The organism is Pseudomonas sp. IT-P218 (genome assembly GCF_949767605.1).
Lineage (GTDB): Bacteria > Pseudomonadota > Gammaproteobacteria > Pseudomonadales > Pseudomonadaceae > Aquipseudomonas > Aquipseudomonas putida_AE.
In genome coordinates this window covers 334,131-349,354 of sequence record NZ_CATKQQ010000033.1, presented here as the reverse complement: position 1 = coordinate 349,354, position 15,224 = coordinate 334,131, and the positions used below count along the sequence as shown (strand labels likewise).

Genomic DNA, 15,224 nt, shown 5'->3' with positions numbered 1-15,224 from the left:
CATGCGCTGGGTGTGTATTCTGTTCCCGCAATTGGCGCTGGACGCGGTACTGCGTCAGCGCGCCGACCCCGACGAACCGCTGGCGCTGTTGACCGGCCCGGCCCAGCGTCGGGTGTTGCAGGCGGTCAATGGTCCGGCACGGGCCCTGGGCTTGCGTCCCGGCCAGTCCATGAGCGCCGCCCAGGCCTTGAGCAAGGGTTTTGCCACCGCCGAGTACGACGTCGCCGCCATCGAACACTGGCAGCAATTTCTCGCCGCCTGGGCCTATCGCTTCAGCTCCCAGGTCAGCGTGCATTACCCACGGGCGCTGGTGTTCGAAATCGAGTCCAGCCTGGGTTTGTTTGGCGGCTGGGCGCCATTCGAGGCGCGTTTGCGGGCAGAACTCGGCGAGCTGGGGTTTCGTCACCGCATCGTCGCCGCGCCCAACCCGGTGGCGGCGCGGATGCTGGCCAACGCCCATGACGGCCTGGTGGTGCCGGACGAGCAAGCCTTGCAGCATCACCTCGGGCAATTGCCCGTCGACCGTATCGGGTTGCAAGCCAGCGTGGCCACGGCGTTGTCGCGCATGGGCCTGCGCACCTTGAGCCAAGTGCAGGCGTTGCCCCGGCACAGCCTGGCCCGGCGTTTCGAGGCCGAGGTGCTCAAGCACCTGGATGCCTTGCTGGGCACACGGCGGTTGGCGCTGACGTTCTACCTGCCGCCGGACCGTTTTGATGTGCGCATCGAGCTCAATTTCGATGTGCAGTCCCATCAGGCCTTGCTGTTTCCATTGCGCCGATTGACCGGTGACCTGTCGGCGTTCCTCTGCGGTCGGGACAGCGGCGTGCAGCGTTTCGACCTGCATCTGGAACACGCCGGGCTGCCAGACACGCTGATCAAGGTCGGCCTGCTCAGCGCCGAGCGCGATCCGGCCATGCTGTTCGAACTGGCCCGGGGGCGACTGGAGCAAGTCCAGGTCGAGGCCCCGGTACGTGGTTTTCGCCTGCGCGCCGAAGACTTGCCGAGCTTCGTTCCGCAGTTTCAGGAGCTGTTCGACGATCGCCCGCAGCAGACCTTGCCCTGGGCGCAACTGCGCGAGCGCCTGCGCGCGCGGCTGGGGGATGATGCCGTGCACGGCCTGGGCTTCCAGGCCGATCACCGCCCCGAGTGCGCGTGGCAGGCCAGTGCAGACAACCAGCCCTGTACGGGCTTGCCGACCGTGCAGCGGCCGGGCTGGCTGCTGACCGAGCCGCTGGCGGTGCACGAAGGCTCGGCGCGCATCCTCATGGGGCCGGAGCGCATCGAGTCCGGTTGGTGGGACGGCGATGATGTGCGCCGCGATTACTACCTGATCGAAACCCGCGCCGGCCAGCAGGGTTGGGCTTATCGCGCGGTGGGCGAGGGTGGTCCGTTGTGGCTGCAGGGCTGGTTCGCATGAACGCCGGATATGCCGAGCTGCACTGCCTGTCGAACTTCAGTTTCCAGCGCGGTGCCTCCAGTGCCCTCGAGCTGTTCCAGCGGGCGAAAAAACAGGGCTACCAGGCCCTGGCGATCACCGACGAATGTACCCTGGCCGGTATCGTCCGTGCCTGGCAGGCGGCGAAGTCGGTGGAGTTGCCACTGATCATCGGCAGTGAAGTGCGCATCGAAAATGGCCCGAAACTGGTGTTGCTGGTGGAGAATCTCGAGGGTTACCAGACCCTGTGCCGGCTGATCACCCGCGCCCGACGCCGTACACAGAAAGGCCAGTATCAAGTGCTGCGCGAAGACTTCGACGAACCCTTGCCAGGGCTGTTGGCGCTGTGGGTGCCGGACGCGGTCGATGACGTTGAACAAGGCCAGTGGTTGCAGCAGGTCTTCGCCGAGCGCCTGTGGCTGGCGGTCCAGCTGCATCGCGGCCAGGACGATAGCCGGCGCCTGCGCGATCTACTGGCGTTGGCCAGGGAACTGCGGATACCTGCGGTGGCCAGCGGCGATGTGCACATGCACGCGCGCGGACGCCGGGCCCTGCAGGACACCATGACCGCGATCCGCCATCACCTGCCGGTGGCCGATGCCGGGCTGCGCCTGCACCCCAACGGCGAGCGGCACCTGCGCGGCCTCGATGTGCTGCGCGAGCTCTATCCGCCTGCCTTGCTCGACGAAACCCTGAACATTGCCCGGCGCTGTACCTTTGATCTTGGCCAGCTGCGTTATCAGTATCCGCGGGAGCTGGTGCCGGATGGACACAACGCCGCGTCCTGGCTGAGGGAATTGACCGAGCGCGGCATTCGCGAGCGCTGGCCCCAGGGGGCGAGCGATAAGGTGCGCGGGCTGATCGACAAGGAACTGGGGCTGATCGCCGAGCTCGGTTACGAGAGTTATTTCCTCACCGTCCAGGACATCGTCGCCTTCGCCCGGCGCGAAAAAATCCTCTGTCAGGGCCGGGGCTCGGCGGCCAACTCGGCGGTGTGTTTCGCCTTGGGCATCACGGAGATCGACCCCGACCGCATGAACATGCTGTTTGAACGCTTTCTTTCCAAGGAACGCGACGAGCCCCCGGATATCGATGTGGACTTCGAGCACGAGCGCCGCGAAGAAGTCCTGCAGTACGTATTCCAGCGTTATGGCCGCACCCGCGCGGCCTTGACCGCCGTGGTCAGCACTTACCACGCGGCCGGCGCCGTACGCGATGTGGCCAAGGCCTTGGGGCTGCCGCCGGACCAGATCAATGCCCTGGCCGATTGCTGTGGACACTGGAGTGATGAAACACCGCCCGTGGAGCGCCTGCGTGAAGGCGGTTTCGATCCCGAGAGCCCGGTGCTGCGCCGGGTGTTGAGTTTGACCCAGCAGTTGATCGGTTTCCCCCGGCACCTGTCCCAGCACCCTGGCGGCTTCGTGATTTCCGAGCAGCCGCTGGACCACCTGGTGCCGGTGGAAAACGCCGCCATGGCCGAGCGCACCATCATCCAGTGGGACAAGGACGATCTCGATGCGGTCGGCCTGCTCAAGGTGGATATCCTCGCGCTGGGCATGCTCAGTGCTATTCGGCGTTGTCTCGATTTGCTGCGGCGTCATCGCAACCTCGACTTGAGCCTGGCGACCATCCCCTCCGAGGACTCGCTGACCTACGACATGATTGGCCGCGCCGACACCATCGGCGTGTTCCAGATCGAGTCCCGGGCGCAGATGTCGATGCTGCCCCGGCTCAAGCCGCGCGAGTTCTATGACCTGGTGATCGAGGTGGCCATCGTGCGGCCCGGGCCGATCCAGGGCGGCATGGTGCACCCGTACCTGCGCCGACGAAACAAGGAAGAGCTGGAAAGCTATCCCTCCGAAGAATTGCGCGAGGTGTTGAAACGCACCTTGGGCGTGCCGCTGTTCCAGGAACAGGTGATGCAGATCGCCATCGTCGCCGCCGACTACAGCCCCGGCGAAGCCGATCAGTTGCGCCGCTCCATGGCCGCCTGGAAACGCCATGGCGGACTGGAACCACACAAGGAACGCCTGGCCGCCGGGATGAAGAAAAAAGGCTACAGCGCCGACTTCGCCGCGCAGATCTTCGAGCAGATCAAGGGCTTTGGCAGCTACGGTTTTCCCGAATCCCACGCCGCCAGTTTTGCCTTGCTGACCTACGCCAGTTGCTGGTTGAAATGCCACGAACCGGCGGCTTTCGCCTGTGCCCTGATCAACAGTTGGCCCATGGGCTTCTACAGCCCGGACCAGATTCTGCAGGACGCGCGTCGCCACCATTTGCAGATCCGCCCGGTGGACGTGCGGGCCAGCGACTGGGATTGCAGCCTGGAGCCGATTGCCGGCGCGCAGCCGGCGATTCGCATGGGGTTACGCATGATCAAGGGCTTTCGCGAGGACGATGCCCGGGGCATCGAGGCGGCGCGGTCCAAGGGCGCGTTTGCCGACATCGCCGACCTGGGCGAACGGGCCCGCCTGGATGCCCGCGCCCAGGAACAACTGGCCGATGCCGGTGCATTGCGCGGGCTGGCCGGCGACCGGCATCGGGCGCGCTGGGAAGTGGCGGGGGTGGAAAAACAGCTCGGTCTGTTTGCCGGCCTGCCCCGTCAGGAGGAGGACGCGGTGGCGTTGCCCAGACCCACGGTGGGTGAGGACCTGCTGGCCGATTACAACAGCCTGGGCACCACCCTCGGGCCGCATCCGTTGGCCTTGTTGCGCGGCGAATTGAAAGCCCGTCGCTGCCGCAGTTCCAGGGAGTTGCTGGAGGTTGAGCACGGGCGACCGGTCAGCGTCGCCGGGCTGGTGACCGGTCGCCAACGGCCGAGCACCGCCAGCGGTGTGACCTTCGTCACCCTGGAAGACGAGTTCGGCAACGTCAACGTGGTGGTCTGGCGCGACCTGGCCGAGCGCCAGCGCCAGGTGTTGGTGGGGTCGCAGCTGCTCAAGGTCGATGGGCGCTGGGAGAAGGAGGGGGATGTGCGGCATTTGATAGCCGGGCGCTTGAGCGATCTGAGCCCGTTACTGGACGGCATCACCGTGCGCAGCCGCGACTTCCACTGACACACGCAACCCCCTGTAGGAGCGAGCTTGCTCGCGATGGACCTGAGAGCGCCGCGGGCTGTCAGGTTATCAGCGTTATCGTTGACGACCATCGCGAGCAAGCTCGCTCCTACAGGTTTTGGGGTGTGTCTGGTTATTTGGTGGAGGGCCAGAAGCGTTCGCCACCACCTGGTGCGTCCGTCCACGCCTGCAAAGAACGGGTTGGCAGGTCGAAGTAGTCGCGCGTGCGCGCATACCCATGCCCACCCATCCGCCCGATCGCATCAAGCCCCAGTTGATCGATGTACAGGGTCTTCGGGTCGATCAGCTCATCGCGCACATGGGCCATCAACACTTCACCAAGGATGATCTCCCGCGACTGGCCGATGGACAGCGCCATCATCCGCCGGCATTCCAGGGCCACCGGCGCTTCGCCGATGCGTGGGCATCTGACCGTGGTGCCGGGGATGGCGGTGAGGCCGGCGGCGGTCAGCTCGTCGAAACCCGGAGCGAAGGGCACGGCGCAGACGTTCATGGCTTCCACCAGGGCATCGCTGACGATGTTCACGGTGAACTCCTGGTTGAGCTGGATGTTGCGCGTGGTGTCCTTGGGACTCTGGTCGCCGTAGTTTTCCACGCCCAGCGCCAGGATCGGCGGATCGGCAGACAGCGCGTTGAAGAAGCTGAACGGCGCAGCATTGACGCGGCCTTCAGCGTCGACGGTGGTGACCAGGGCAATCGGCCGTGGCACCACGCTGCCGATCAGGATCTTGTATTTGTCTCGCGCACTCAGCGTGCTGAAATCGAAGCTTTGCATAGGCAGGATTCTCTAAAGGAGTGGATCGATGGCGCAGAGCGGCGCCTGTGCGCTGTAGTCGTCGGCGAACGGGATAGCCGGCTGGAACAGGGTATTCCAGTCCGGTTGGCCGAAGGCTCGGTCGCTGTGGCTGCGCATCAGTTTTTCGAATTGCCGTTGGGCCTGGCGCTGCAGGGCGGGGTAGTCGACGCCCTGCACCTGACGGTCCTGCATCACGCAGCGACCGTCGATGTAGCTGGCGATGCAATCGTCACCGCGCCCGGCCAAAACCAGGTTTTTCAGTGGGTCGAACAGTGGCCCCAGGTGCAGGCCACGCAGGTTGAACACGGTGATGTCGGCCTTGGCCCCCGGTGCCAGGCGCCCGAGATCGTCGCGTCCCAGGGCCTTGGCGCCGCCGAGTGTGGCGGCGTTGTACAGATCCAGGGTGCTGGTCAGTGCATTGCCGCCTTCCATCAAGCGCGCGATGTTCAAGCCCTGGCGCATGTTGTCCAGCAGGTCCGCCGGCCAGGTGTCGGTACCCAGGGCGAAGTTGATGCCCTTGGCGCGATAGCGACCAAAGGAATTCAGCGCCTCACCATCCCGGGCGAACACCACCGGGCAATGCACCAGGCTGGCGCCGCCATCGACCAGCCGTTGCAGATCATCATCGCCCCGGGTGTAGATGCCATGGGGCAACAGGCTGCGCGGGGTCAGCAGGTGCAGATCCTCCAGCCAAGCCAGCGGCGAAAAACCGCGCAGCTGTTCAACCATCGCCACCTCGCCGAGCCCCTGGCAGCAGTGCAAACGCATCGGCGCGTTGAGTTCGCGGCTCAGTGCCGCGGTGCGTTGCAACAGCGCCGGCGTGCAGGTCTGGATGCGATCCGGCAGCAGCGCGCCGCGAATCAGGCCGCCATGAGCGCCATCGAAATTCCGGAAAAACCGCTCGGCCGTCTCGAGCCCGGCCATGCCCCGGGCTTCCTGCCAGTGATGGGCCAGCGTGCCGTCTGCCTGCCAGTAGCTCATGCCGCTCATGTAGCAGGGGCCAAGGTAAGTGCGCAGCCCCAGCTCGGCCGCCACCCCGGCCACCGCGGCAAACTCGTCGTAGGTTTCGGCCCACTCGCGGTAGTACATCGAGGTGATCGGCATGGCCGTGGTGATGCCGTTGCGGATCAATTGGGTGAAGGCGTAGCGGTATTTGAAGACTTCTTCTTCGGCGCTGTAGCTTTCCCGTGGGCCGCGCGCCAGATACTGCGCCGACCACATCCGGCCCATGGCGCGCTCGTCGCCGTTGTCCAGGGTCAGCACCGTGGAATCGAGATCGCCCAGCGCATCCAGATCGATGAAACCCGGGCCGATCAGCGCGTTGCCATGGTCGATCCACTGATCCACCGGCCCGGCGTAATCTCGCCCGACAAACAGGATGCGCGCGCCTTCGAACACCACTTCGCCGTCGCGCCACAGCACATGTTGCGCGCCGTCGAAGCCGACTACGCAGCTGGCCCGCAAGCCGATGCGTTTCACCGGCGGCTTTCCAGCAGACGACCGCCAGACGCGATCAGTTGACCACCGCGATACACTTGGCGAACCGGCCGCGAAACCACGGCTTCGCCCAGGGTCTGAACCGGCATCAACAGGAAATCCGCTGGCCGACCAATTTCCAGGCCATAGTTTTCACAGCCTAGCGCCCGAGCACCATTGTCCGTCGCCGCCGCAAACGCCGCCGCCAGTTCTTCGTCCTTGTTCAAGTCGAAACGAAACGCCAGCAGCATCGCCCGCTCCAGCATGTCGCCGTTGCCCATGGGCGACCAGGCGTCGCGAACCCCGTCGGAACCCAGGCAGACGTTGACACCGGCCTCGCGCAACGCCAGGAACGGCGGCACTGCGCAGTCGGCCGGCGCCGAACTCATCAGCGAAATACCCAGCGCCGCCAGGCGTTCGGCCACAGGCTTGACCTGGCTCCAGGGCAACATGCCCAGGCAATAGGCATGGCTGATCATCACCCGGCCTTGCAGCCCGAAGCGCTCGGTGTAGTCGGCGATCAGCGCGATCTGCCACAGGCCCAGCTCGCCCTTGTCGTGCAGGTGGATATCGACACCACGCTCAAACTCGCTGGCCAGGTTGAACACGAAGTCGAGCTGCGCCACGGGGTCGTTGTCGATGCCGCAGGGATCAAGACCCCCGACGTTCTCCACGCCCAGGGCCATGGCTTCGCGCATCAGCTCGGCGGTACCGGGGCGGCTGATGAGGCCGGTTTGCGGGAACACCACCAGTTGCAGGTCGATCAGGTCGCGGTATTTTTCCCGCAGTTGCTGCATGGCTTCGACATGGCGCAGGCCGAATTCGGGGTCGATGTCGACGTGGCAACGCATCGTCAGCGAGCCGCGGGCAATGCAGTTTTCCAGCAGGGCGCCGGCCCGATGTGCGATGGGGGCGGTGACTTCCCGCAGGATTCGGCGTTCGTTGGCGATGTAGTCCTTGAGGGTGGGACCTGCGCTGTTCGGGCGCCAGGGTTGGCCCCAGAGGGTCTTGTCCAGGTGTACGTGGCTTTCCACCAGGGCGGGGGTCAGCAGCTGGTTCTGGCCGTCGATGTCGGTGGCCAGCAGCTCGGTGTTCGAGGCCGGGCGACGTTGGGTGAAGTGGCCGTTTTCGATCAGTAGGTCTTCGGCGGTTGAGCCGTAGGGGCGCACGTTGCGTAGCCAGCGGGGTTGGGTCATTTCATACCTCCAATTCTGTGTTGTTCAGGCGGGCCTCTTCGCTGGCAAGCCAGCTCCTACAGGGGGACGTCGGCGTAAACACAATACCTGTAGGAGCTGGCTTGCCAGCGAAGGCCGCGAACTGGTCCAGGATCAGCCCTTGAGCTTCGCCCAAATGCGGTCCTGCAGCTCCCGCGCCTTGTTGCTGCATTCCTTCTCCGGGCGCAGGCGCGAGGCGAATTCGTCGGGCATGTTGATGGCGTCCATCACTCGCCACTTGGCGTCGATCAGCTTGTCGCTCTGGATGCCGTTGTCATAGGCGATAGCGTTGGACACGGCCGCGGCGTTTTCCGGTTTCATCATCCAGTCGATGAAGATCTTCGCGTTGCCGGGGTGCGGCGCGCTTTTCGGTACGGCGAAGTTGTCCTGGAACATCGCCAGGCCTTCCTTCGGGTACACGTACTTGATGGTGCTCTTCTGCAAGGTGGCCCGGGCCGTGGAGCCGTTCCAGTTCTGCATCATGATCACTTCACCGGAGGCCATGCGATCGACGGTGTTGTCCGAGCTGTACATCTTCAGGAAGGGCTTCTGCTTTTGCAGCAGCTCCAGGATGCGCTTGGCGTCCTGGGGGTTTTCGCTGCATTCGTCGACATTCAGATAGTGGCTGGCGGCGTTGATCACGCTGCTGGAGGTGTCGAGGGCGGCGAGTTGGCCTTGCAGTTCCTTGCGCGGCTCGAAGAACTCTTTCCACGAGTCGTCCAGTTTGCCGCCCGGCACCCGCGCGCTGTCATAGGAGAACCCTGTGGTGCCCCACAGGTACGGCGCCGAGAACTTGCGGCCGGGGTCGAAGCTCGGGTCGCGGAACGCCGGCTTGACGTGCTGGAAGTTGGGCAGGGCCGAGGCGTCGATTTCCAGTAGCAGGTCCTGGTTGATCAGGGTGCGCATGATCGATTGCGACGGCACGATCACGTCGTACGCCGCGCCGCCGGCCTGCAACTTGGCCAGCAGGGTTTCGTTGCTGTCGTAGCCGTCCATGGTGACCTTGATCCCGGTCTCCTTTTCGAACTTGGCCAGCAGGTCGACCGGGTAGTAGTCGGTCCAGTTGTAGAAGAACAGTTCCTTGGGCTCAGCGGCCTGTGTACTCAACGCGGTGAAGCAACTCAGGGCCAGACCGGCAACAGCGAAGCACATGCTTTTTGTTTTCATGGTTGAAGCGCTCCAGGATTATTGGTTTTTGCCGCGCTGTCCCAGCCAGAAGGCCAGCACCACCAGCACGATGGAAATCACCAGCATCAGGGTCGAGATCGCGTTGATCTCCGGCGTCACGCCGGCCTTGATCGCGGAGAAGATGTACACCGGCAACGTGGTCGAACCGGGACCGGCGACGAAGAAGGTCATGATGAAATCGTCGAGGCTGACCACGAACGCCAGCACCGACCCGGACAGCACCGCCGGCCACAACAGCGGCAGCGTCACCCGGCGGAACACCTGCCACGGATTGGCGTACAGGTCGTTCGCCGCTTCCAGCAGGCTCTTGTCCAGGTCATTGAGCCGCGCGCGGATCGGCAGGTAGGCGAAGGGAATGCAGAAGCCGACGTGCGCGACGATCACCGTCAGCAAACCGAGCTTGATTCCCAGCGCCATGAACAGCAGCAGGGTGGCGACGGCGGTGACGATCTCCGGCAGGATCAGCGGCAGGTTGATCCCGCCTTCGACCATTTTCTGCCCATAGAACGGCCGGTAGGTCGCCAGTGCCGCAAGCAGCGCAATTGCCGTGGCACATACCGTGGCGATGCTGGCGACGATGATCGAGTTCAGCGCCGCGGTCTGGATCGACGGGTTGGCCAGGATCCGCCCGTACCAGGCGAAGGAGAACTCGGTCCACACCGTCGCCGAGCGGTTGGCGTTGAAGCTGTAGGCGATCAGCACGAAGATCGGCAGGTACAGGTAGGCCAGGATCAGCAGGCTGACTTCCCGGGTCATCGGCAGTTTTTTCAAGTGCAGGGCGATCATGCGGTGGCTCCTCGGCGAAGCGTTTTGGCGGCGCTGCGGCTATAGAGGGCGTACAGCACCAGAGACAGCAGCAGAATCCCCAGCAGCAGGAACGACAGCGAACTGCCCAGTGGCCAGTTACGCGCGGTGCCGAACTGTTGCTGGATCAGGTTGCCGATCATCAGCGTCTTGCCGCCGCCGAGAATCGCCGGGGTGATGAAGGCGCCGAGGCTCGGCACGAACACCAGCAATGAGCCGGCAATCACCCCCGGCATCGACAGCGGCAAAATGATCCGCCGCAGCGCATGCCAGCGATTGGCACCCAGGTCATAGGCAGCTTCCACCAGGCGCCAGTCGAGTTTTTCCAGGGTCGAGTAGATCGGCAAAATCATGAACGGCAGGAAGCTGTAGACCAGCCCGACGCTGACCGCGAAGTCGTTGTAGAGCAGGGTGATGCCGCCGGCCTGGGGAAACAGCGCGTTGAGGCTCTGGGCGACCCAGCCCTGTTCGCGCAGGATGATCAACCAGGCGTAGTTGCGGATCAGCAGGTTGGTCCAGAACGGAATGGTGATCAGCAACACCATCAGGTTGCGCCGCCGCGGAGTCAGGCTCGACATCCACAGCGCCACCGGAAAGCCGAACAGGAAACACAGCACCGTGGTGCCGCCGGCCTGGAACACCGAGCGGATCAGCGCCTGGGCGTAGACCCAGTTCAGCTCCAGTTCGCCGTCGAAACCTTCCTGGAAAAACAGCTGCACATAGCTTTGCAATTGCCAGTCGGCCTGCCAGTCGACGCCGCCATAGACGTTGCGCGGCAACAGACTGATGTAGCCCATGATGCCCAGCGGAATGGCGATCAGGGCCAGCAGGGTCAGGACCACCGGGCTAAGCAACAGCGCGCGGTTGAGGGCTGGGGAAGTGCTGCTGACGCTCATCTCAGGCCTCCATCAACAGGCAGGCGTGGGGCGGAAGGTTGACCGCGACACGGTCGCCGACCCCGCGATTGCGGTTCAGGCCTTCGTTGTTTTCGCGCAGCATGACCTTGATGTCGTTGTTCAGGCGGCACTGGTAGAGGGTCGCCGTGCCGACATACAACACCGCCTCGATCACCCCGCGCAGGTGGTGTGGTTGCGTCGGGTCGACCAGTTGCGAACGCTCCGGGCGGAATGCCAGTTGCACGCTGGAGCCGTCGAAGCCCTGGGCCGGGCAGGGGATTTCCACCGGCATGCCGTTGGGCACGAAGAGCTTTTCGTTCTGCTGGCCACGTTTGATATGGCCGGGAAGGAAGTTGATGTCGCCGATGAACTGGGCGACGAACCGATGCTGGGGGTTTTCGTAGATGTCGTTCGGGGTGCCGATCTGCAGGATCTTGCCGGCGGACATCACAGCGATGCGATCGGACAGGGTCAGGGCTTCTTCCTGGTCGTGGGTGACGAAGATGAAGGTGATCCCGGCTTCCTTCTGCACGCGCTTGAGTTCGACCTGCATTTCCTTGCGCAGCTTGAGGTCCAGCGCCGACAACGGCTCGTCGAGCAACAGCACCTTGGGCTTCGGCGCCAGGGCCCGGGCCAGCGCCACGCGCTGCTGCTGGCCTCCGGATAATTCCGCCGGTTTGCGCTGGGCCAGGTGTTGCATTTGCACCAGCGCCAGCATCTCATCGACCCGTTGCGGGATCAGCTTGCGATCAAGACCCTGCATCTCGAGGCCGAAGGCGATATTCTGCGCAACACTCATGTGCGGAAACAGCGCGTAGCTCTGGAACACCGTGTTGACCCTACGCTTGAACGGCGGCAGATCGTTGACCGGTTCCCCGGCCAGGCGAATCTCGCCTTCGCTGACGTGCTCGAAGCCGGCGATGGTGCGCAGCAGGGTGGTCTTGCCGCAGCCGGAGGGGCCGAGCAGGGTGAAGAATTCGTTGTCGGCGATGTCGACCGAGACATTGTCCAGGGCTGGCGCCAGTCCGGGATCGTCGGAATAACGTTTTGAGACGTTTCGCACTTCAATTGCAACTGGATGACCCATAATGGTGCATTCCTCTAATTATTGTATGCAAAATCTGGATGCAATTTAGAAATACCCGGATTAACCTGCTTGTGCAACCCCCTTTTGCAAGGCTGTGGATTCGCCTGGAGTGGGTTGCGTAGCGATCAAGGAGTCATCGAATGGCGGAAAAGAAACTGGAAACCACGGTCGACCGCGTCTACCAAGGGGTTTACGAGGCGATCAGCAAACGCTCGCTGCGGCCTGGCATGAAGCTGGGCGAGGCTTCGTTGGCCGAACTTTTCAATGTCAGCCGCACGTCGGTGCGTGCCGCGCTCAAGCAATTGGAAGCCGATGGACTGGTCACCACCGAGCCCAATAAAGGTGCGTCGGTGTCGCTGCCGAGCGACGAAGAGATCCGTTCGTTGTTCGAAACCCGGCGCCTGGTCGAGATCGGCATCGTCAGCGAACTGTGTCGCCGACGTGATACGGCGGTGACCCGGGATCTGCGCGATCACCTGCTGCTGGAGGACGAGGCGCATCGCAACGGTGACCACGAACGCTTGATCCACCTGCTCGGCGAGTTCCACATCAAGCTGGCCCGCAGCCTGAACAACCCGGTCTTACTCGACTGGTTCCAGAAGCTGATCTCCCGAGCCTCGCTGTACGCCGCCGCGCTGGACGACGACAGCCACGAAGCCTGCCGCGACGACGAACACCTGCGGTTGATCGAGTACATCGAGGCGGGCAACCAGAGCGCGGCGATCGAGCTGACCTGCATCCATCTGAACGGGATCGAGAAGGCGATTCTGGATGTGGCGGCGACTTTGAAAACTGGCTATCACCCGCTCAAGCACCTGATCGAGGTCTAATGCTCCCCGCACCCCTTGTAGGAGCTGCCGAAGGCTGCGATCTTTTGATCTGCTTTGAGAAAATCAAAGTCAAAAGATCGCAGCCTTCGGCAGCTCCTACAGGGGGGGGCTGCGTCAATTTCTCGAATCAGCTATACCTCTATGAAACCATTGCCATCCGCGATGCTCGAATCAAACGGGTGCAATAACCGGGACGCAGAGCCAGTCGATGCAGTTTCTAGAAGATAGCCACGGGTGTGCCGGCTGGGACGGCGAAATGGCCGAGCGTATTCGTGCGTTCGACTGGAGCCGGACCGAGCTGGGCAGCCTCGATGCCTGGCCGAGAAGCCTGGGCAGTTCGGTGCAGTTGATGCTCGCCTCGCCGTTGCCGATGGTGATGTTGTGGGGGCGGCCCGGCTACATGATCTACAACGACGCCTATTCGAAATTTGCCGGCGGGCGCCATCCCTATCTGTTGGGGGCGCCGGTGGAACTGGGCTGGCCGGAAGTGGCCGAATTCAATCGGCATGTGGTCGATACCTGCCTGGCCGGCGGCACCTTGTCCTACCGTGGCAAAGAGCTGGTGCTGCTGCGCGACGGCGTGCCCGAAGACGTCTGGATGGACCTCTATTACAGCCCGGTGGCTGACGATGACGGCAAACCGGCCGGGGTCATGGCGATGGTCGTCGAGACCACGGAGCATGTGATTTCCGAACGCCTTCGGCAGGTGGCCGAAGATGCTTATCGCGCCGATAACGAGCGGGTGCGCCTGGCATTGAATGCGGGCGCCTTGCTCGGTTCGTTCGTCTGGGACGTCAAGGCCAATGTGCTGAGCGGTGACGAGCGTTTCGCCCGGACTTTTTCCTACCCGGCCGAGCAAGACCTGGCCGACTTGCCATCGGACATTGCCGAAGCACGGATTCATCCCGACGACCTGAGCTGGATGCAGGAACAGGTCCAGCAATCAGTGGAAACCGGCGAGCCCTTTAATGCCGAATACCGGGTGCTGCGCACCGATGGCAGCTACTGTTGGGTACTCGCCAGTGGCTGCTGCGAGTTCAATGCAGAGGGCGAACCGTTTCGTTTCCCCGGGGTGCTGATCGACATCCATGAACGCAAGAGCGCCGAAGAATCCTTGCTCAGGTTCACCCGCAATCTGGAGCAGCGGGTCGCCGACGAAGTCGAGGCACGTCTCGCGGCGGAAGAGCAATTGCGCCAGTCACAGAAACTCGAGGCCATTGGCGGCCTGACGGGGGGCGTGGCCCATGACTTCAATAATCTGCTGCAAGTGATCGCCGGCAACCTGCACCTGCTGGCCCGGCATGAGCCGCAGAACGCCAATGTCCAGCGTCGGGTGGCGGCGTCGATTGCCGCCGTCGAGCGTGGGGCAAAATTGTCTGCGCAATTGCTCGCGTTTGCCCGTCGCCAGCCGCTGTCCCCGGCCATTTGTACGCCGCAGCAGATTTTCGACGGCCTTGGTGAACTGTTGCAGCGTGCGCTGGGGGAAACCATCCACGTCCATATGAGCGCGCCACCGGATTCCTGGCAGGTCTTCGTCGATCGCAATCAACTGGAAAACGCCATCCTCAACCTGGCGATCAATGCCCGTGACGCCATGAAGGGTGAGGGGACCATCGACCTCAGCGCCGACAACATCGGCCTTGACCAGGGTTTTTGCGCCGGCAAGGGCATTGCCGCCGGCGACTATGTGCGGGTGTCCGTGGCTGACAGCGGTGCGGGTATGCCGCCGCAGGTGCTGGCCCAGGCGTTCGAACCGTTTTTTACCACCAAGCCCGACGGCCAGGGCACGGGGCTTGGGTTGAGCATGGTGTTCGGTTTCGTCAAGCAGAGTGGCGGGCACATCGAGATGTCCAGCGTCGAGGGGCAGGGCACCCGGGTGCAGATGTATTTCCCGCGCAGCCTGCGTTCGATGGACAGTGAAACGCCCCGTGCCGAAGTGTCGCAACAGGGCGCCAACGAGCGGGTCCTGGTGGTCGAGGACAATGAGGCGGTGCGCGTTTCCACCGTGGAGTTGTTGCGCGAAGAAGGCTATCAGGTGCTCACCGCCGCCAATGCCGACGTTGCCATGCAGATGTTGCTGGAGGGCGCGGCGGTGGACCTGATCTTCACCGACGTGGTCATGCCCGGCCTGATAAAAAGCTCGGACCTGGCGGCATGGGCCAAGGTACAGGAACCCCCGGTGGCGGTGTTGTTCACCTCCGGCCACACCCGTGACATCATTTCGCGCAACCACCAGCTCAGCCCGGATACCCATTTACTGAGCAAGCCCTATGGGCCGCAAGCGTTGACGCAGATGATTCGTACTGTTCTCAACGGCTGAGCACAGTACATGTGGGAGCGGGCTTGCTCGCGAATGCGATATGTCAAGCACATCAATGTTGAATGACACACCGCATTCGCGAGCAAGCCCGCTCCCACAGT

General features: G+C 63.4%; 11 protein-coding genes and 1 pseudogene. 4 read left to right on the top strand and 8 right to left on the bottom strand.

Features of this window, described 5'->3' with window-relative positions:
• The first annotated feature begins 1 nt into the window (after position 1).
• Both ACM6I6_RS19200 and ACM6I6_RS19195 read left to right on the top strand, forming a co-directional pair.
• A complete protein-coding gene (locus ACM6I6_RS19200) occupies positions 2-1,417 on the top strand; it encodes a Y-family DNA polymerase (protein ID WP_274075904.1) in 1,416 nt (471 codons plus the stop codon).
• Positions 1,393-4,491 (top strand): error-prone DNA polymerase, encoded by a 3,099-nt coding sequence (locus ACM6I6_RS19195; RefSeq protein WP_414920515.1) that lies wholly within the window; start codon positions 1,393-1,395, stop codon positions 4,489-4,491. Before ACM6I6_RS19200 ends, ACM6I6_RS19195 begins: the two co-directional genes overlap by 25 nt.
• Positions 4,492-4,493: 2 nt before the next feature.
• Here ACM6I6_RS19195 and ACM6I6_RS19190 read toward each other — a convergent pair.
• From ACM6I6_RS19190 to ACM6I6_RS19155, 8 genes and pseudogenes are all read right to left on the bottom strand, one after another.
• A pseudogene (locus ACM6I6_RS19190) lies at positions 4,494-4,583 on the bottom strand (outer membrane lipoprotein carrier protein LolA); the annotation flags it as partial.
• A 41-nt stretch (positions 4,584-4,624) separates the two neighbouring features.
• Positions 4,625-5,287 carry a flavin reductase family protein gene (locus ACM6I6_RS19185; protein WP_414920514.1) on the bottom strand — a complete coding sequence of 221 codons (663 nt, stop codon included), beginning with the start codon at positions 5,285-5,287 and terminating at the stop codon, positions 4,625-4,627.
• 12 nt (positions 5,288-5,299) lie between these two features.
• The gene (locus tag ACM6I6_RS19180; RefSeq protein ID WP_414920513.1) at positions 5,300-6,787 is read right to left on the bottom strand and encodes an amidohydrolase family protein; all 1,488 of its coding nucleotides are present in this window, start codon (positions 6,785-6,787) and stop codon (positions 5,300-5,302) included.
• The gene (locus tag ACM6I6_RS19175) at positions 6,784-7,980 is read right to left on the bottom strand and encodes an amidohydrolase family protein (protein WP_414920512.1); all 1,197 of its coding nucleotides are present in this window, start codon (positions 7,978-7,980) and stop codon (positions 6,784-6,786) included. The genes ACM6I6_RS19180 and ACM6I6_RS19175 overlap by 4 nt, the downstream gene beginning before the upstream one ends.
• Before the next feature lie 132 nt (positions 7,981-8,112).
• Positions 8,113-9,165 carry an extracellular solute-binding protein gene (locus ACM6I6_RS19170; RefSeq protein ID WP_323606393.1) on the bottom strand — a complete coding sequence of 351 codons (1,053 nt, stop codon included), beginning with the start codon at positions 9,163-9,165 and terminating at the stop codon, positions 8,113-8,115.
• An 18-nt stretch (positions 9,166-9,183) separates the two neighbouring features.
• Positions 9,184-9,972 (bottom strand): ABC transporter permease, encoded by a 789-nt coding sequence (locus tag ACM6I6_RS19165; RefSeq protein ID WP_274075911.1) that lies wholly within the window; start codon positions 9,970-9,972, stop codon positions 9,184-9,186.
• A complete protein-coding gene (locus ACM6I6_RS19160; RefSeq protein ID WP_414920511.1) occupies positions 9,969-10,886 on the bottom strand; it encodes an ABC transporter permease in 918 nt (305 codons plus the stop codon). The genes ACM6I6_RS19165 and ACM6I6_RS19160 overlap by 4 nt, the downstream gene beginning before the upstream one ends.
• A gap of 1 nt (position 10,887) precedes the next feature.
• Positions 10,888-11,973, bottom strand: a complete 1,086-nt coding sequence (locus ACM6I6_RS19155; protein ID WP_274075913.1) for an ABC transporter ATP-binding protein — start codon at positions 11,971-11,973, stop codon at positions 10,888-10,890.
• A gap of 140 nt (positions 11,974-12,113) precedes the next feature.
• On the opposite strand from ACM6I6_RS19155, the gene ACM6I6_RS19150 reads away from it, so the two are divergent.
• Together ACM6I6_RS19150 and ACM6I6_RS19145 are read left to right on the top strand one after the other, a co-directional pair.
• Positions 12,114-12,803 (top strand): GntR family transcriptional regulator, encoded by a 690-nt coding sequence (locus ACM6I6_RS19150; RefSeq protein WP_046820177.1) that lies wholly within the window; start codon positions 12,114-12,116, stop codon positions 12,801-12,803.
• Positions 12,804-13,011: 208 nt separating this feature from the next.
• Complete coding sequence (locus ACM6I6_RS19145; protein WP_414920510.1) at positions 13,012-15,123, top strand: ATP-binding protein; 2,112 nt, start codon at positions 13,012-13,014, stop codon at positions 15,121-15,123.
• The last annotated feature ends 101 nt before the right edge of the window (positions 15,124-15,224 follow it).